Here is a 17,089-nt window from a genome sequence, read left to right as displayed (position 1 = left end):
CCGCCCCGCGATCTCGCGCGGCCTGCTCAACTTTCCTCAGGGACAAGCCCGGCCGACCACCGGGCCGAGCCGTGCGTGAAGGAGGCCGTCGTGAGCGGAGTACGCCCTGGGACGGCGGCGCCCCGCGGTGGTAGTGCCTCCCGCGGTGGTGCGGGCGCCCGCGGCGCTCCGGGCACGCGCCCCGGCGGCGCCCGGAGCGCGAACCGCGCGGGCGGCGAGGAGCGCGCCCTCACCAGCGTCGCCGCCGGCGACCGTTTCCGCGGCGAGGAGCCCGAGCACACCCCGCGCCTGTGGCACGTCACCCTCAGCGTCTCCGGCGCCCGCGCCCCGCTCACCGAGGTGCGCCGGGCGCTCGAACAGCTCGCGCACGACCACCCCTTCCTGCTGACCAGCCGCTACGCCGACGACCACGCGGAGATCCGGTACTGGGAGGAGGCCCGCGACCTGCACGACGCCGCCGCCGTCGCCCTGCGCCTGTGGGGCGAGCACCGGCAGACCGCGGGGCTGCCGCCGTGGGAGATCGTCGGCCTCGAGGTCATCGACCGGGCCACCTACCACCAGCGCATCGCCGCCGGGTACGGGCCCGCACCCGCGACACCCGTCGGCGTTCACCCGTTTTGACCCCTCTGTGGCCCTATCTCGCGGGATGGGACGGCAGGCGACCGCCCCGACGGCGCGCACTACCCTTCCCTCCATGACCACGCTCTCGCCGTACGACTCGATGTCACCCGTCACCCGGGCCGCCTACCGGGCCAAGTCCGCCGCGGCCGACCTCGCGCCGCTGCCGCGGGCCGCCAAGGACGACGCGCTGCTCGCCGTCGCGGACGCGCTGGAGGTCCGCACGAGCGAGATCGTCGAGGCCAACGCCCAGGACGTGGCCAAGGCCCGCGCCGCCGGGACCAGCGAGGCCATCATCGACCGGCTCACCCTCACCCCCGAGCGGGTCCGCGCCATCGCCTCCGACGTGCGCGACGTCGTCGCACTGCCCGACCCGGTCGGCGAGGTCGTGCGCGGCTCGACCCTGCCCAACGGCATCGACCTGCGCCAGGTCCGGGTGCCGCTCGGCGTGGTCGGCATCATCTACGAGGGCCGGCCCAACGTCACGGTCGACGCCGCCGCACTGTGCCTGAAGTCCGGCAACGCGGTCCTGCTGCGCGGCTCCTCCTCCGCCTACCAGTCCAACACAGCCCTGGTCCGGGTGGTCCGCGACGCCGTGGGCGGGGCCGGACTGCCCGCCGACGCCGTGCAGCTGGTGCCCGGCGCGAGCCGCGACAGCGTGCGCGAGCTGATGCGGGCCCGCGGCCTGGTCGACGTGCTCATCCCGCGCGGCGGCGCCTCGCTGATCAACACCGTCGTCCAGGAGTCCACCGTCCCCGTCATCGAGACCGGCACCGGCAACTGCCACGTCTACGTCGACGCGCAGGCCGACCTCGACATGGCCGTCGACATCCTGATCAACTCCAAGGCCCAGCGCGTCAGCGTCTGCAACGCCGCCGAGACGCTCCTGGTCCACCAGGACATCGCCGCCGACTTCCTGCCCCGCGCGCTGGACGCCCTCGCCGAGGCCGGCGTCACGGTGCACGCCGACGAGCGCGTGGCGGCCTACGCCAAGGACTCCAAGGCCACCGTGGTCGAGGCCACGCCCGAGGACTGGGAGACCGAGTACCTGTCGTACGACATCGCCGCCGCGGTCGTCGACTCGCTGGACCGGGCCGTCGAGCACATCCGGCTGTGGACCTCCGGCCACACCGAGGCCATCGTCACCACCTCGCAGCAGGCCGCCCGGCGCTTCACCCAGCTGGTCGACTCCACCACCGTCGCGGTGAACACCTCCACCCGCTTCACCGACGGCAGCCAGTTCGGCTTCGGCGCCGAGATCGGCATCTCCACGCAGAAGCTGCACGCCAGGGGCCCGATGGGGCTGCCGGAGCTGACCAGCACCAAGTACATCGTCACCGGCGACGGACACGTACGCCGCTGACGGCCGGGCGGCGGGCACACCGATCGGGGCATCTCACCCACCGGGAGAATTTCCCCGCCGTCTGCCCAAAACGACCCCCCAGGTCTAGTCTGGACCCGTGCCGGAGGACGTGGGGGGCACGCCGTTCCCGGACGGCAGGGAGCCCGACGACGACCACGACCGCGGGGTGTCGGACGAAGAGTTCGCCTCCGTGGTCTTCGACGAGGCCTTCGTACAGGCGGCCGCGGTGCACGAGCCGACCGCCGTCGAACGCCTCCTGGCCGCCGCGGAGGCCAGAGCCGAGGCCACCGAGGCGGAAGCGGCCCGCCGAGGCCGCAGCAGAGCCGAGCGCTACGACGACGGGTACGGCGATTTCGGCCATGATCCCGACCTCGACGACCCGGACGACGACCGCGACCCGCTCGACCGCCCCTACGGCGCCCCCGCCGCCTACGGCAAGCAGGTCCGCTGGCACCGGCCCGTCGCCTGGCTGCTCGCCCTCGCGATGGGCATCGGCATGGTCGCGCTGGCCTTCGTGGCCGTCTACCGGGGCGCCTCCTCGGGCAGCGGCCCGCAGCAGGTGCCGCCGCCCGCCTCGACCGGCCCCGAACAGGGCGGCACCGTGCCGCCCTCGGCCTCCGCCGACTACTCCCAGCCGGCCGTGTCGGTGCTTCCGCGCAGCCCCTGACCTGCCCGTCGGACGGCGCCAAGCTGTCCCAACTTGACCCGCACCGGCGCGTTTACACGACCTTCCGCAGACTCACTCTGAAGGTATGGCAGGGCTTGGCGGTCCGCCCGGAGGAACGCCCGAGGGCGGCCCCGGAGGCGGAGAGGACGAGTACCGATCCGTCGTCTTCGACGAATCGTTCGTGCGCGCTGCCCGGCTCCAGGAGTTCTCCGCCCAGGAGCGCATCACCGACCACGCGCCCGCCGTATGCCGCCGCCCGCCGCTGCGCCGGGCCGGACTGTCCCGGCAGGCGCTGATCCTCGTCATGCTGATCGCCGTCGCCTTCGGCACCGCCATCTACATGGGCGTACGGCACCCCTACCAGAGCCCCGCCGAGGGGCGGGCCGCCGAGCCGGCGCGGATGACCCTCGTCCCGCTCGCGCCGCGCGACGAGGTGCCCGGCGCCGACGACGCCGCCTTCCTGTACGCGCACAGTCCCGCCGCGCACTTCAGGACCGCGGCCCAGGGGGTCCCGCTGCCGGGGGCCCGGCAGACGGCGCACTTCTCCGAGGACCAGGTGATGAACGCGCTCACCACCGCCAAGACCTACATCCTCCGCTCGGCGCTCGACCCGGACGTGGTCGGCGGCGGGGAGGCCCGCTCCGTGCGGGTGCTGCTGGACCCGGACCAGCTCCAGCAGTTCGACGAGAGCTTCGAGCGGCCCGCCGCGGACGGCCGGCACGCGCCCACCGGATGGCTGATCCGCTTCGATCCCGCCCGCGCCGAGCTGGCCGACCCCCACATCCGGGTGGACGGCAGCCTGCGGATCGTGGAGAGCGACGCGTCCACGCTGGAGGTCACCGCCGACCACACCATGGTGTACGCGCTGCGGCCGGCCGGCGACGCCCGGGCCGAGGAGTCGCTGTTCACCGTCCGGCGCGAGCTGCGCTTCCGCTTCGACCGGGACGACCTGCGGCTGCACCAGACCCGGCTCGTCGCCTCCTACGTCCAGGCCGGGCCGCTGTCCTGCGCCGGGGACTCGGCGAGCCACCTGCGCCCGCTGCTGGCCGGGCAGCAGGCCGGGGCCGGCGTCCCGGCCGGCACCGACCCGTACACCTCGGACAACGCCACCGCCCTGTGCGGCAGCCTCGCGCGGGGCGCCCAGCCGAAGGCGTGAGCGGGCGGGCGTCAGGCCCCGTCGCGCGGTGCGCCGTCCCGCGGGGACCGCGGACCGTCGCCCCTGTCGCCCCCGTCGTCCCCGGGGCCTCCGTCGTCCCCGGGGCCCTCGGGTCCCTGGGAGCCGTCGGGTCCCTCCGCCGGCCCGCCCCCGTCCTTGGGCGGCCGCGGCTGGGAGCCCGCGAAGCCGCCGAAGCCCCGCCGCATCCGGTCGCCGAGGTCGCCGGCGCCGCCCGCGATGTCGTTGACCAGCTTCATCAGCGGGTCCTTGGAGTTGCGCACGTGCGTGGCGTAGTGCGACGCCGACTCCCGGAAGGAGTCCCGCACCGAGGTGTCCCCGTCCTCGTCGCGGCGCGGGTAGTGGCCGTCCATGGTCCGCTGGTACTCGCGGGAGGCCGCCCACTTCTTCAGCTCGGCGGCCCGGACCGTGGTGAACGGGTGGGAGCGGGGCAGCACGTTGAGGATCTTCAGCACGGAGTCGCGCAGGTCGCCACTGGCCTCGTACTCCTCGGCCTGCTCCAGGAACGCGTCCACGTTCATCTCGTGCAGGTGGTTGCCGCCCGCGATCTTCATCAGGCCACGCATGGAGGCCTGCAGGTCCTGGCCGACCAGCAGGCCCGCACGGTCGGCGGACAGCTCCGACTTGCGGAACCACTCGCGCAGCGCGGTCACGATCGCCATGATCGCCACGTTGCCCAGCGGGATCCAGGCGACCCGGACGGCCAGCGAGGTCAGAAAGAGCAGGATGGTCCGGTAGACCGCGTGCCCGGACAGGGCGTGCCCGACCTCGTGCCCGACGACCGCACGCATCTCCTCCTCGTCGAGGAGCTCGACCAGGCCCGTGGTGACGACGACGATCGGCTCGTCCAGGCCGATGCACATCGCGTTCGGGGCCGGGTCCTGTTTGACGTACATCGCGGGGACCTTCTCCAGGTCCAGGATGTAGCAGGCGTCGCGCAGCATGACGTTCAGATGGGCGAACTGCCGGTCCGAGACGCGCACCGAGTCGGACAGGAACAGCAGCCTCAGGCTCCGCTCCGGCAGCAGGCCGCTCAGCGCCTTGAAGACCGTGTCGAAGCCGCTCAGCCTGCGCAGCGCCACCAGCGCGCTGCGGTCGGCCGGATGCTCGTACGCACGCGAGGAGATGCCGGGGAAACGCCTGCGCTGCCTGCTCGGCACGTGCTCGTGCCCGTTGTGGTGACTGTCGGACATCTCTTCCCCCATATACATGTACGACTGTATGGCGATGTGTGACCTGTACGTATGTCTGGCCTTTGCGAACCCTTGTGCGGCCCTTTGCGCCCCCGGAGCCGGGCCCAGCCTAGGCGGAGATACCGTGGACGGGCAGTACGTCGAAGGAGTCCACACCATGCAGCACATCCCGCACGCCGACTGGCTCGCTGGGGCCGCGACCGCCGCCGGGCAGCAGGGGCCGGGGAATCTGCTCCGGATCGTCCTGATCGTGATGGTGGTGGGCTGTGTGCTGACCGCGTGGTTCCTGCTGCGGGGGTACAAGCAGAAGGACGACTGAGGGGATGCGAAGGTTCCCCCGGACCCGCCACGCCCCGTCCCCAACGGCGGAGTCGGCGTGATCGCCCGCGGGGCGCCCGCATACGATGAGCGGACGTCTTGTCCCGCCCACACCGGATAGGTCCTGCCGAAGATGAACCTTCCCCTCAGCGCCGCCCAGTTCGCCACCCTCGCCGCCGAGGGCGGCGAGGAGCACGGCGGCAACCACGAGAGCCTCAGCCCCTACGTCACCGGCTTCGGTGCGCTGATCGTCCTGCTGCTCCTGCTGTGGATCACCACCCGGTTCAACCGCGACCGCTGAGCGCGCGGCTCCGTGGGCGCGGCCGGGTCGCTCCGGGCGGGCCGGTAGGGTCTGCTCGCATGGGAGAGCACGACACGCCTACCGGCCCGGCGCACGCGCCGGCGCGCGGCACGCAGAACGCGGTGCCCGCCCGCGCCGCCGGCCCGGTCAACGGTCCGGGCGACGGCCCGTCGCCGGGCAAGCGACGCCTGGGCGTCATGGGCGGCACCTTCGACCCGATCCACCACGGGCACCTCGTGGCGGCCAGTGAGGTCGCCGCGCAGTTCCGGCTCGACGAGGTGGTGTTCGTGCCGACCGGGCAGCCGTGGCAGAAGAGCCACCGCGCGGTCTCCGCGGCCGAGGACCGCTATCTGATGACGGTCGTCGCGACCGTGGAGAACCCGCAGTTCTCGGTCAGCCGCATCGACATCGACCGCGGCGGCCCCACCTACACCGTCGACACCCTGCGCGACCTGCGCGCCCTCAACCCGGACGCGGACCTGTTCTTCATCACCGGGGCCGACGCCCTCGCCCAGATCCTCACCTGGCGCGACAGCGAGGAGCTGTTCTCCCTCGCCCACTTCATCGGCGTCACCCGGCCCGGCCACACCCTCACGGACGCCGGACTCCCCAAGGGCGGCGTCTCCCTCGTCGAGGTCCCCGCCCTCGCCATCTCCTCCACGGACTGCCGTGCGAGAGTCGCCAAGGGCGATCCCGTCTGGTACCTGGTGCCCGACGGAGTCGTGCGCTATATCGACAAACGCCAGCTGTACCGCGGCGAGTGAGCCGAGAGGGGCACCGGTGAACGACGGATACGACGCGGGACACGGCGACGACCAGTACGAACTCGTCGGCTACGACGAGTACGGCCGCCCCGTGTACCGCCAGGCCCAGGGCCACGCCCAGGGTCAGGTGCCGGGCCGGCCCGGCGGGCAGCAGTACGACCCGTACGCCCAGCAGCAGGGGCAGTACGGACAGCAGCAGGAGCAGTACGGCCGGCACGGCCACCAGGGGCAGCAGCAGTACGGACAGCAGGGCTACGGCTACGACCCGTACGCCACCGGCACCCAGCAGCCCGTCCAGCAGCCCTACGATCCCTATGGCTCCCAGGGCGGCTACGACACCGGTCAGCTGCCGCCGCAGCGGCCCGCGCCGGGCTACGGCGACTACGGCGGCCACCCCACCGGCCCGCACGGCGGCGCCCCGGCCCCGCAGCAGCCGTACGACCCCTACGGCCGGGCCGCGACCAGCGGACCGCAGCCCCGGGTCGCCGAGCAGAGCCCCCACATCCCGCAGCAGGCCGGCCCGCCCGAGCAGCGGGAGCGGACGGACGCCGACGAGCCCTCTCCCGCGGCCGGCGGGGACTACCGCACCGAGCAGTTCGCCTTCGTCGAGGAGCCGGCCGGCGACTCCGAGGACGTCATCGACTGGATGAAGTTCACGGAGAACCGGACCGAGCGCCGCGAGGAGGCCCGCCGGCGCGCACGCTCGCGCATCGTCGCCCTGGTCGTCGTCCTGGCGCTGGTCGCGGTCGGCGGCGTCGGCTACCTCTGGTACGCCGGGAAGCTGCCCGGACTGTCCTCCTCGGACGACAAGACGGGCGGTACGACGGCGGCGGGCGCCCAGAAGCGCGACGTGATCGCCGTCCACCTGCACGACACCAAGGGCGGCGGCACCTCCACCGCGCTGCTCGTCAACAACACCACCACCAAGCAGGGCACCGCCGTGCTGGTGCCCAACGCGCTCGCCCTGACCGGCGACGACGGCAGCACCACCACGCTCGCCAAGTCCGTCGGCGACGAGGGCCCCGACGTCACCCGCACCTCCCTCGACTCGGCCCTCGGCACCGACATCGAGGGCACCTGGCGCCTGGACACGCCCTACCTCCAGATCCTCGTCGACCTGGTCGGCAACATCGACGTCGACACCGACGCCGACGTCCCCGACCCGGAGGCCAAGGACAAGGGCTCCACGCCCCTCGTGCACAAGGGCAAGGGCCAGACCCTCAGCGGCAAGATGGCCGTCGCCTACGCCACCTACAGCGGCAAGGGCGAGGAGGCCAACGTCCAGCTGCAGCGGTTCGGGCAGGTCATGCAGGGCGTGCTGCGCAAGATGTCCTCCGACCCGCAGGCCGCGACGACCACCGTCCAGACCCTCGGGATGATCCTCGACCCGCCGCTGACCGAGAACGACCTCGGCACCTTCCTCGCCGGGCTCTCCGACCGTGCCAAGGGCGGCGACTTCAAGACCGCGCTGCTCCCGGTCCAGGACGACGGCGGGCTCAGCGCCGAGGCCAGTGACAGCGTCGTCAAGGACGTCCTCGGCGGCACCGCCAAGAGCCCCGACAAGGACGCGGCCGTCAGCGTCTCGGTGCGCAACGCCACCGGCGACGAGGACCGCACCGGCAAGGCCCGCGTCGTCCTCCTCAACGGCGGCTTCACCTTCGTGTCGGGCGGCACGGCCTCCGCCACCGAGGCCACGTCGGAGGTCGTCTACGCGGAGGCCGCCGACAAGGAGAACGCCGTCCAGGTCGCCAAGACCCTGGGCCTGCCCACCGACTCCGTCTCCCAGGGGAAGGTCTCCGCGAACGCGCGGGTCTCGGTGGTGCTCGGCCAGGACTACAAGCCGGCGTCGTAGGGACGGCCGGGGCGGACGACTGCTTCGCGTGGGCCCGTGTCGGCGGTCGTGAGACCCTTGAGGTCAACCGACCGCCGACCCGAAAGCCAGGCAGTGACCGCGACCGACCGCTCCATCGAACTCATCAACGCCGCCGCCCAGGCGGCGGCCGACAAGCTCGCGCACGACATCATCGCCTACGACGTCAGCGACGTGCTGTCGATCACGGACGCCTTCCTGCTGGCCTCCGCGCCCAACGACCGCCAGGTCAAGTCGATCGTCGACGAGATCGAGGAGCGGCTCAACAAGGAGCTCGGCGCCAAGCCGGTGCGCCGCGAGGGCGACCGCGAGGCCCGCTGGGTCCTGCTCGACTACGTCGACATCGTCGTCCACGTCCAGCACAGCGAGGAGCGCGTCTTCTACGCCCTGGAGCGGCTGTGGAAGGACTGCCCCGAGCTGGAGCTGCCCGCCGACGCCAAGGACACCCGCGGCAAGGCGGAGGAGCACGCCAAGCTCCAGGCCGCCGAGGAGGCGACGGAGACCGACGGGGACTGGCGATGAGCGCCACCGGCGAGGTGAGCGCCGGCCGGCAGGGCCGCGGCCGGCGCGTCATCCTGTGGCGGCACGGCCAGACCGCGTGGAACGTGGAGCGCCGCTTCCAGGGCAGCACGGACGTCGAGCTGACCGGGACCGGCGTCGCCCAGGCCCGGCGCGCCGCCGGACTGCTCGTCCACCTGCGCCCCGACGCGATCGTCGCCTCCGACCTCGCGCGCGCCGCGGACACGGCCGCCGAACTGTCCGTGCTCACCGGCCTCGAGGTGACCCTGGAGGAGGGCCTGCGGGAGACCTACGCGGGCGTCTGGCAGGGGCTGACCCACGAGGAGATCATCGCCAGGTACGGCGACGAGTACGCGGCCTGGAAGCGCGGCGAGCCCGTGCGCCGCGGCGGCGGCGAGCTGGAGACCGAGGTCGCCGACCGCGCCGCCCCCGTGGTCCTCCGGCACGCCGAGAAGCTCCCCGAGGACGGCACCCTCGTCGTGGTGAGCCACGGCGGCACGATCCGCACCACCATCGGCCGCCTGCTCGGTCTGGAACCGCACAGCTGGGAGAGCCTGGGCGGCCTGACCAACTGCTGCTGGTCCGTCCTGGGCGAGGGCGCCCGCGGCTGGCGCCTGCTGGAGCACAACGCCGGCACGCTCCCGGAACCGGTCATCGGCGACGACGTCTGAGCGGACGACGGCCGAGTCGCGGTCGGCGGGGGCCCGGATTTCACTTTCCGGCAGGTCGCAGGCTAAAGTTCTTCTTGTTCGCCCCGCCGAGCGGAGCGGACGAGAGAAGGACCATGCGGCTCGGGTCGCGTGGCACCAGGGGCTATAGCTCAGTTGGTAGAGCGCCTGCATGGCATGCAGGAGGTCAGGAGTTCAATTCTCCTTAGCTCCACAACCCACGGACGAATCCCGTCCCCTTCGGGGGGCGGGATTTTTCGTCTCCGCCCGCTTGAGCAACACACGTCCCACAGGCGTATACGTCTATGGACTCCGTGTCCGGACCGGTACTCAGGCGTCGCTGACCGGGTTGGCCCGGTCGTGGCAGAATCAAACGGCCGGAAGGGGACCGCGACCCGACGGGAGGGAGTGGCGATGCCTGGGAGCATCCTCGAGGAGGTCGGTCACCTCCTCGGCGGAGCGGTGGCGAGGAACACGCTCACCCGTCTCAGCTGCCCTTCCTGCGGTTCCCGGCACGTGGCCCAAGTCCTCGGCGACAACGGCGGTATCTCTTACGTGTGCACGGCCTGCGGCCACAGCTGGAGCTGATCGATGGGTGCACACAGGCGGAAGTGCGACTGGTGCGGCAGCGGCACGCCCATCGTGCGCGACATGGAACCCGTCAACCCCGACTACCAGTACTGGTGCGAGGAATGCGCGCGGGCGCTGATCATAAAAGGCGACCCCATCGAGACGTACCGCGAACTCGAGGGCGAGCCGATCTACGGCCGGCTCCTCGAGGAGCACTGCACGCTCAAGAGGTTCTACTCGTTCGTGACTGCCTGACGGCCTCACAAGGGGACAGAACAGGCAAACCGGAAACGATTTGGTGTTGTGCCCGGTCGACCGTGTAATGTTGGCGTCGCCGCCGGGGAGACCGGGCGACACGAACGACATGCGGCTCCGCCGCATGGCAGCAAGGGGCTATAGCTCAGTTGGTAGAGCGCCTGCATGGCATGCAGGAGGTCAGGAGTTCAATTCTCCTTAGCTCCACATCACACAGACGAACCCCCCGGATCTTCGATCCGGGGGGTTCGTTCGTCTTCGGTCAGCGGCCGAGCGCCCGGCGGCCGCGGCCCTGGGAGAGCACCGGCAGGTTGGTGCGCGAGGACGGCGCCTGCGTGCGGGTGTCCTCCTCGATGCGCAGCGCCAGCGCCGGGCAGCGGCGCACCGCGCGCACCGCCTTGGCCTCCGCGAAGCGCGGCACCTCGGCCTGTGCGACGGTCGGGAAGCCGTCGGCGCCCAGCTGGAAGACCTCCGGGAGGATGTCCGCGCACAGCCCGTGGCCCCGGCACAGCGTCCAGTCGACGTAGATCTTCTGGCGGCTGGGGCCGTTCTCCTCCCCGCCGCCGCCCGGGACGCCGGTGGGGGCCCTGCCTCCCTCGAAGAGCGGCAGGACGCCCTCCACGGGCCGTCCGCAGCCGTTGCCGAGGACATGGGCGGCCAGGTCGTCCGTGAACGCCTTGACGGTCGACTCCAGGAACATCGCCGAGCCGTCCGGGTGCGAGCAGGCGCCGCGCCGCTTCACGTTCTTCGCGACCTGCTTGACCGCCTCCAGGGCGGCCGGGCCGCCCTCGTTGAGGATGTCCTCCAGGCCCCGCGCGGCGGCAGGCAGGCCCAGGTAGCAGGGGCCGCACTGGCCCGCGCTCTCCTCCGCCAGCCACTGCGCCACCCGCAGCGACTCGCCCAGCGGGCAGGTGTCCTGACTGATCGGCAGGATCGCGCCCGCGCCGAGCGAGCCGCCCACCTGCTGCAGCGAGTTGCGGGAGACGATCGCCTCGTCCACGGTCGCCGCGTCGATCCACTTGCCGTGGTAGCCGCCGGTCAGCACGCCCTGCGGCACCGGCGGGGCGCCGGCCAGCTGGAGGACGTAGCGCAGCGGCACACCCGTCGGGACCTCGATCACCATGGGGCGGGCCACCGCACCGGAGACCGTGAGCATCACGGTGCCCGGCTCGTCGTACAGGCCGGTATTGCCGTAGCGCTCCGGGCCGATGCGGGCGGCGATCGCCAGCTGCGCGAAGGTCTCGGCGTTGGACAGCAGGGTCGGCGCGCCGCCCACGCCGCTCCTGGAGGCGCTCACCTTGCGGCCGGGCGGGATCGCCGGGCCGCCGTCGATGGAGCGGATCAGCGAGGCCGCCGCGCCGGTGACCATCCGCACCGGATTGCGCTGCACGCGCGCGCGGAGGGCGGACCGGCGGCCGTTGCTCAGCCCCCGCTCGGCGAGGGCGGCCTCCATGGAGCGCTGCGTGGACTCGCGGGTGACCCCGATGACCAGCGTGCGGGCGCCCATGGCCTCGGCGCACAGCAGCGCGCCGTCCAGGATCAGGTGCGGCGCACGGTTGATCAGCACCGTGTCCTTGCGGCAGGCCGGCTCGTCCTCGCTGCCGTTGACGACCACGACCGGCCGCACGCCGCGCTTGATCGCCGCCTCGGCGACCGAGCGCAGCTTCTTGTGGAAGGGGAAGCCCGCGCCGCCGCGGCCCTTCAGGTTGATGCGTTCGGAGAGCTGCGCGAGCTGCTCCCCGCCCATCGGTTCGAGCGGACCGTGCACCTTGAGGTGCATCGGCAGATCAAGCCGCTCGACAAGGTCGAAGCCCGACGTGAGCTGGGGAAGCCCGACCACGCGGACCTCTGGGACGTCGGGCAGGGCCTCGTTCAATTAAAGCCTCCGGAAGGCGTGTTCCAAGGTTCACCGGAACCCGGTGCGTCGAAGTCGCGGGACGGCGACGGCGCACCGGGGGTTGGTTCAGGGGCGGGACCGCTGTTGTAGGTGTCGTTCGGGTAGTACGTGTCGTAGACCGCGTTCGTCTCACGGGTGTCGTACACGTCACTCGACCCGTACCCCGAGGCGTAGGGCGCGGAGTGGTCCGCCGACGGGCCCGCCGCGTCCGGACCGCCGTAGACCGGGATGGTGTGTCCCGTGTCGTTGAGCGGGTCGTAGTGCGACGGGGGCGCCTCGCCGACCGGGGGCGGCGACGGTATGGGCCAGCTGCCCGAGGTGCTGCCGACGCCGTCCACGACGGGCATCGCCTCGGTGGGCCGCAGGTCCGCGGGCCCGCCGGACGCGGCCGGGTCGGCCGTCAGCGGCGGCCGGCGCGCGCCCGAGGGGGCGGACACCGCGCGGTAGGCCGCCGCGAAGCCGCCCGCGGGCTCCGGGGGAGTGAGACGCTCCGCGGATTCGTACAGCGGGGCGGACGGGGACGCGCCGCGTGCCGGGGACGCCCCGGCGCGCTCGTAGCCCGGCAGGGCGGCGGTGCCCCTCGACCGGCTCTCCGCCCCCTCCTCGCCCTCCTCCCGGGCGGGCCGCCCCCCGGTCCCGAGGAGGCCGGTGATCCGGTCGGCGACCTTGCGCTTGACCGGCCGGGGCGCCGCGCGCAGCGCCAGCGCCGCCATGACGCCGACCACGGACAGGGCGTACAGGATCGTGAAGACCGGCTTCGCCGCTCGACCCGCGTAGAGCCCGTGCAGCAGGGCCAGGCACCAGGCCGGGTAGGCCAGCATGTGCATCGCCCGCCAGCGGGCCGCCACGGGGGCCGGGGACGCGAAGCGGTTGCGCAGGGCTCCGGTGACGCCCACGAAGATCATGAGCATGCTGGCCAGGGTGCCGAAGCCGATGAGGACGGCCCGGCCGCCGAACGCCTCGTCCTCCGTGGCCAGGAGCCCGAACGGGAGGACCGCGGCGACCCAGGTGGTGTGGTCGAGGACGAGTTTGACCACGATGTGCACCAGAAGGAACACGACGGAGGCGACCGCGGTGGTCCGGTGCACCGCCTGAGCCAGGATCCGCTGCCGGGTGTCGAGCACGATCCGGTCCTGGGCGAGCAGGCCCCAGATCACCGAGCAGCTGAGGAAGACCAGGGAGAGGACGCCGGCGCCGAAGTTGAGGAACTGGGCGAAGGTGTCGTCCATCGTGCTGTCGTTCGTCATGACGACGTACCTCCCCACGTCAGGGACGCGGGGGGAGGCGGCGAGCTGGTGTCGCGAGGGTGGATCGGGGGAGGGTTCATGGGGGCAACTCCGGAGCGGTTCGGGAAAGCGGTCCCGCTGCCGCACTCTAAGTGGCGCCATACCCGCGGGTAGGAGGTTTGAGTTATTGCGTTGTTATCAAATGACAGCGCGCTCGTGCTGGTGTCCCTTAGCGGTCGTTACGCGAAGTAACTTTTGACCTTGGTTCAGGTCCGCCCCCGGTTTCCGGATCCCGGGCTCCGGATTCCGGTGCCCCGGAAGCCCGTCGCGGCCTGCTCGGCGACTGCGGTACCCTGACGCCATGCGTGCCGTACGCCTTCTGCTTAGCGAGCCGCGCTGATCAGTCCCGACCCCGGTCGTAGTCCGGTGGCCGGAATCGGCGCGGCGTCCCCTCCTGTGCGAGGGGATTTTTCATTTCCCGGCCTTCGCAGCCGCTGGTCATGAAGGTCGCAGCCGCTGGCAGAGACGATCGATGGAGCTTTGAGGATCATGAGCGAGACGAACCCCGCGGCGAGTGCCCCTGTGTCGGCGGACGCCGCGCCGCACCGCTACACGGCTGCCATGGCCGCCGAGATCGAGGCACGCTGGCAGGACTTCTGGGACGCCGAGGGGACGTACGCCGCGCCGAACCCCAAGGGCGACCTGGCGGGCGACCCGGAGCTGGTGGCCAAGCCCAAGAAGTTCATCATGGACATGTTCCCCTACCCGTCCGGCGCGGGCCTGCACGTCGGTCACCCCCTGGGCTACATCGCCACCGACGTCTTCGCCCGCTTCCAGCGGATGACCGGCCACAACGTCCTGCACACCCTGGGCTTCGACGCCTTCGGCCTGCCCGCCGAGCAGTACGCCGTGCAGACCGGCACGCACCCGCGCGTGTCCACCGAGGCCAACATGGAGAACATGAAGTCCCAGCTGCGCCGGCTGGGCCTGGGCCACGACAAGCGCCGGTCGTTCGCCACGATCGACCCCGAGTACTACAAGTGGACCCAGTGGATCTTCCTGCAGATCTTCGACTCCTGGTACGACGACGAGGCGGAGAAGGCCCGCCCGATCGCCGAGCTGGTCGCGCAGTTCGCCTCCGGTGAGCGGGCGGTCCCCGGCCACGCGGGCCGGGCGTGGAGCACCCTGAGCGAGGCCGAGCGCGCCGACGTGCTGGGCGAGTACCGCCTGGCCTACGCCTCCGACGCGCCCGTCAACTGGTGCCCCGGACTGGGCACCGTGCTGGCCAACGAGGAGGTCACCGCCGACGGCCGCTCCGAGCGCGGCAACTTCCCCGTCTTCAAGTCCAAGCTGCGCCAGTGGAACATGCGCATCACCGCCTACGCGGACCGGCTGCTGGACGACCTGGACCAGCTGGACTGGCCCGAGGCGATCAAGCTGCAGCAGCGCAACTGGATCGGCCGCTCCGAGGGCGCCCGCGTCGACTTCCCCGTCGACGGCGAGCGCATCACCGTCTTCACCACCCGCCCCGACACCCTGTTCGGCGCGACCTACATGGTGCTGGCGCCCGAGCACCCGCTGGTCGAGAAGTTCACCCCGGACGCCTGGCCCGAGGGCACCCGCGACGCGTGGACCGGCGGTCACGCCACCCCGACCGAGGCCGTCGCCGCGTACCGCGCGCAGGCCGCCTCGAAGTCCGACGTCGAGCGGCAGGCCGAGGCCAAGGACAAGACCGGCGTCTTCATCGGCGCGTACGCGACCAACCCGGTCAACGGCGAGCAGGTCCCGGTCTTCATCGCCGACTACGTGCTGATGGGCTACGGCACCGGCGCGATCATGGCCGTCCCGGCGGGCGACCAGCGCGACTTCGAGTTCGCCCGCGCCTTCGAGCTGCCGGTCCGCTGCATCGTCGAGCCGACCGACGGCCGCGGCACCGACACCTCGACGTGGGAGGACGCCTTCGGGTCGTACGACGCGAAGATCATCAACTCCTCCAACGACGAGGTCGCCCTGGACGGCCTGCCCGTCGTCGAGGCCAAGGAACGCATCACCGAGTGGCTGGAGCGCACCGGAGCCGGCGAGGGCACCGTCAACTTCCGCCTGCGCGACTGGCTGTTCAGCCGCCAGCGCTACTGGGGCGAGCCCTTCCCGATCGTCTACGACGAGGACGGCACCGCCCACCCCCTGCCCGCGTCGATGCTGCCGCTGGAGCTGCCCGAGGTCGAGGACTACTCCCCGCGCACCTTCGACCCGGACGACGCCGACACCGAGCCCGAGACCCCGCTGTCCCGCAACGAGGACTGGGTCCACGTCACCCTGGACCTGGGCGACGGCCGCGGCCCGCGCAAGTACCGCCGCGAGACCAACACCATGCCCAACTGGGCCGGCTCCTGCTGGTACGAGCTGCGCTACCTGGACCCGCACAACGGCGAGCAGCTGGTCGACCCCGAGATCGAGCAGTACTGGATGGGCCCCCGCGAGGGCCTGCCGCACGGCGGCGTCGACCTGTACGTCGGCGGGGCCGAGCACGCCGTGCTGCACCTGCTGTACGCGCGCTTCTGGTCCAAGGTCCTGTTCGACCTGGGGCACGTCTCCTCGGCCGAGCCGTTCCACAAGCTGTTCAACCAGGGCATGATCCAGGCCTACGTCTACCGGGACGGCCGCGGCATCGCGGTGCCCGCCGCCGAGGTGGAGGAGCGCGACGGCGCCTACTACCACCAGGGCGAGAAGGTCTCCCGGCTGCTGGGCAAGATGGGCAAGTCCCTGAAGAACGCGGTCACCCCCGACGAGATCTGCGCCGAGTACGGCGCCGACACGCTGCGCCTGTACGAGATGGCGATGGGCCCGCTGGACGTCTCCCGGCCGTGGGACACGCGCGCGGTGGTCGGCCAGTTCCGGCTGCTGCAGCGGCTGTGGCGCAACGTCGTCGACGAGAACACCGGCGAACTGTCGGTGGCGGACGTAGCGGAGAGCGACATCGACGCCGATGTCCTGCGCGCCCTGCACAAGGCGATCGACGGGGTGCGGCAGGACCTGGAGGGCATGCGGTTCAACACCGCCATCGCCAAGGTCACCGAGCTGAACAACCACCTGACCAAGGTGTTCGGGGGCGGAGGCGCAAGCCCCGCGGGCGAGGGTGGCGGGCGACGGGCGGGAGGGCCGGTCCCGCGGTCGGTCGCCGAGCGCCTGGTGCTGCTGGTCGCACCGCTGGCCCCGCACGTCGCCGAGGAGCTGTGGCGCAGGCTGGGGCACGAGTCCTCGGTGGTCCACGAGGACTTCCCGGTCGCCGACCCGGCCTACGTCGTCGACGAGACCGTGACCTGCGTCGTGCAGGTCAAGGGCAAGGTCAAGGCCCGCCTGGAGGTCGCCCCGTCCATCTCCGACGGGGACCTGGAGAATGCGGCGCTGGCCGACGAGAAGGTCGTGGCCGCGCTGGGCGGGGCCGGAATCCGCAAGGTGATCGTGCGGGCACCGAAGCTGGTCAACATCGTGCCGGCGTAGGCGGTGTCCGGAGCCGGCCGGGAGACGCTTCGGGGCGTCCCCTAGGGGCTGGTTCGGGGTCCGGTACGGGCAGGTTCGGGGTTCTTGCGGAACCCTGGGCCTGCCCGTTGCGTTTACCGTGGAAGAGCGGCGCGACAGGTGCCGTGGACCGCCGGTGCGCGGGCCGGACGTCCGAAGGAGGAGCC

The 17,089-nt window shown here is 72.0% G+C and carries 15 protein-coding genes and 2 tRNA genes; 14 read left to right on the top strand and 3 right to left on the bottom strand.

Translation table 11 applies throughout. The annotated features are described in order from the left end of the window. Window positions 1-90 precede the first annotated feature (90 nt). From ACIQFU_RS00690 to ACIQFU_RS00675, 4 genes are all read left to right on the top strand, one after another. Window positions 91-621 carry a hypothetical protein gene (locus ACIQFU_RS00690; protein WP_402547927.1) on the top strand — a complete coding sequence of 177 codons (531 nt, stop codon included), beginning with the start codon at window positions 91-93 and terminating at the stop codon, window positions 619-621. Window positions 622-694: 73 nt separating this feature from the next. Next, a complete protein-coding gene (locus ACIQFU_RS00685) occupies window positions 695-1,981 on the top strand; it encodes a glutamate-5-semialdehyde dehydrogenase (RefSeq protein WP_402547926.1) in 1,287 nt (428 codons plus the stop codon). A gap of 97 nt (window positions 1,982-2,078) precedes the next feature. Continuing rightward, complete coding sequence (locus tag ACIQFU_RS00680) at window positions 2,079-2,648, top strand: hypothetical protein (RefSeq protein WP_402547925.1); 570 nt, start codon at window positions 2,079-2,081, stop codon at window positions 2,646-2,648. An 85-nt stretch (window positions 2,649-2,733) separates the two neighbouring features. Beyond that, the gene (locus ACIQFU_RS00675) at window positions 2,734-3,804 is read left to right on the top strand and encodes a hypothetical protein (protein ID WP_402547923.1); all 1,071 of its coding nucleotides are present in this window, start codon (window positions 2,734-2,736) and stop codon (window positions 3,802-3,804) included. Window positions 3,805-3,815: 11 nt separating this feature from the next. Here ACIQFU_RS00675 and ACIQFU_RS00670 read toward each other — a convergent pair whose 3' ends face one another. Next, window positions 3,816-5,015, bottom strand: coding sequence for a M48 family metallopeptidase (locus tag ACIQFU_RS00670; protein WP_402547922.1), 1,200 nt, complete (start codon window positions 5,013-5,015; stop codon window positions 3,816-3,818). A 157-nt stretch (window positions 5,016-5,172) separates the two neighbouring features. Between ACIQFU_RS00670 and ACIQFU_RS00665 the strand changes: the two genes are divergently transcribed. The 9 genes from ACIQFU_RS00665 to ACIQFU_RS00625 all read left to right on the top strand — a co-directional run bounded on the left by ACIQFU_RS00665 (window position 5,173) and on the right by ACIQFU_RS00625 (window position 10,487). Continuing rightward, window positions 5,173-5,334, top strand: coding sequence for a hypothetical protein (locus ACIQFU_RS00665; RefSeq protein ID WP_402547920.1), 162 nt, complete (start codon window positions 5,173-5,175; stop codon window positions 5,332-5,334). Between the two features lie 132 nt (window positions 5,335-5,466). After that, window positions 5,467-5,634, top strand: a complete 168-nt coding sequence (locus ACIQFU_RS00660; RefSeq protein WP_402547918.1) for a hypothetical protein — start codon at window positions 5,467-5,469, stop codon at window positions 5,632-5,634. Between the two features lie 59 nt (window positions 5,635-5,693). Continuing rightward, window positions 5,694-6,398, top strand: coding sequence for a nicotinate-nucleotide adenylyltransferase (nadD, locus tag ACIQFU_RS00655; protein WP_402547917.1), 705 nt, complete (start codon window positions 5,694-5,696; stop codon window positions 6,396-6,398). A 16-nt stretch (window positions 6,399-6,414) separates the two neighbouring features. Continuing rightward, window positions 6,415-8,250, top strand: a complete 1,836-nt coding sequence (locus ACIQFU_RS00650) for a LytR C-terminal domain-containing protein (protein WP_402547916.1) — start codon at window positions 6,415-6,417, stop codon at window positions 8,248-8,250. Window positions 8,251-8,343: 93 nt separating this feature from the next. Next, the gene (gene rsfS / locus ACIQFU_RS00645; protein WP_402547914.1) at window positions 8,344-8,790 is read left to right on the top strand and encodes a ribosome silencing factor; all 447 of its coding nucleotides are present in this window, start codon (window positions 8,344-8,346) and stop codon (window positions 8,788-8,790) included. Further along, the gene (locus tag ACIQFU_RS00640; protein ID WP_402547913.1) at window positions 8,787-9,458 is read left to right on the top strand and encodes a histidine phosphatase family protein; all 672 of its coding nucleotides are present in this window, start codon (window positions 8,787-8,789) and stop codon (window positions 9,456-9,458) included. The genes rsfS and ACIQFU_RS00640 overlap by 4 nt, the downstream gene beginning before the upstream one ends. A gap of 138 nt (window positions 9,459-9,596) precedes the next feature. Continuing rightward, a tRNA-Ala gene (locus ACIQFU_RS00635) sits at window positions 9,597-9,669 on the top strand. A 377-nt stretch (window positions 9,670-10,046) separates the two neighbouring features. Then, window positions 10,047-10,280 carry a hypothetical protein gene (locus ACIQFU_RS00630; RefSeq protein WP_003976229.1) on the top strand — a complete coding sequence of 78 codons (234 nt, stop codon included), beginning with the start codon at window positions 10,047-10,049 and terminating at the stop codon, window positions 10,278-10,280. A 134-nt stretch (window positions 10,281-10,414) separates the two neighbouring features. Then, window positions 10,415-10,487, top strand: a tRNA-Ala gene (locus ACIQFU_RS00625). A gap of 55 nt (window positions 10,488-10,542) precedes the next feature. On the opposite strand, the gene ACIQFU_RS00620 is transcribed toward ACIQFU_RS00625, so the two are convergent. Beyond that, on the bottom strand, window positions 10,543-12,156 hold the full coding sequence (locus ACIQFU_RS00620) for an NADH-ubiquinone oxidoreductase-F iron-sulfur binding region domain-containing protein (RefSeq protein ID WP_402547912.1): 1,614 nt from the start codon (window positions 12,154-12,156) through the stop codon (window positions 10,543-10,545). Then, window positions 12,153-13,424, bottom strand: a complete 1,272-nt coding sequence (locus ACIQFU_RS00615) for a cytochrome b/b6 domain-containing protein (RefSeq protein ID WP_402547910.1) — start codon at window positions 13,422-13,424, stop codon at window positions 12,153-12,155. The genes ACIQFU_RS00620 and ACIQFU_RS00615 overlap by 4 nt, the downstream gene beginning before the upstream one ends. A 528-nt stretch (window positions 13,425-13,952) precedes the next feature. Between ACIQFU_RS00615 and leuS the strand changes: the two genes are divergently transcribed. Then, the gene (leuS, locus tag ACIQFU_RS00610) at window positions 13,953-16,904 is read left to right on the top strand and encodes a leucine--tRNA ligase (protein ID WP_402547909.1); all 2,952 of its coding nucleotides are present in this window, start codon (window positions 13,953-13,955) and stop codon (window positions 16,902-16,904) included. Window positions 16,905-17,089 lie beyond the last annotated feature (185 nt).

Origin of the sequence: Streptomyces sp. NPDC093065 (assembly GCF_044754585.1) — a bacterium.
Lineage (GTDB): Bacteria > Actinomycetota > Actinomycetes > Streptomycetales > Streptomycetaceae > Streptomyces.
This window is presented reverse-complemented; position numbering and strand designations above follow the sequence as displayed.

Bases quoted from the DNA above. Each gene is read 5' to 3' on its own strand.
- ACIQFU_RS00615 (WP_402547910.1), bottom strand. From the start codon at position 13,424: ATGACGAACGACAGCACGATGGACGACACCTTCGCCCAGTTCCTCAAC.
- leuS (WP_402547909.1), top strand. From the start codon at position 13,953: ATGAGCGAGACGAACCCCGCGGCGAGTGCCCCTGTGTCGGCGGACGCC.
- nadD (WP_402547917.1), top strand. From the start codon at position 5,694: ATGGGAGAGCACGACACGCCTACCGGCCCGGCGCACGCGCCGGCGCGC.
- ACIQFU_RS00670 (WP_402547922.1), bottom strand. From the start codon at position 5,015: ATGTCCGACAGTCACCACAACGGGCACGAGCACGTGCCGAGCAGGCAG.
- ACIQFU_RS00665 (WP_402547920.1), top strand. From the start codon at position 5,173: ATGCAGCACATCCCGCACGCCGACTGGCTCGCTGGGGCCGCGACCGCC.
- ACIQFU_RS00640 (WP_402547913.1), top strand. From the start codon at position 8,787: ATGAGCGCCACCGGCGAGGTGAGCGCCGGCCGGCAGGGCCGCGGCCGG.
- ACIQFU_RS00630 (WP_003976229.1), top strand. From the start codon at position 10,047: ATGGGTGCACACAGGCGGAAGTGCGACTGGTGCGGCAGCGGCACGCCC.
- ACIQFU_RS00675 (WP_402547923.1), top strand. From the start codon at position 2,734: ATGGCAGGGCTTGGCGGTCCGCCCGGAGGAACGCCCGAGGGCGGCCCC.
- ACIQFU_RS00660 (WP_402547918.1), top strand. From the start codon at position 5,467: ATGAACCTTCCCCTCAGCGCCGCCCAGTTCGCCACCCTCGCCGCCGAG.
- ACIQFU_RS00685 (WP_402547926.1), top strand. From the start codon at position 695: ATGACCACGCTCTCGCCGTACGACTCGATGTCACCCGTCACCCGGGCC.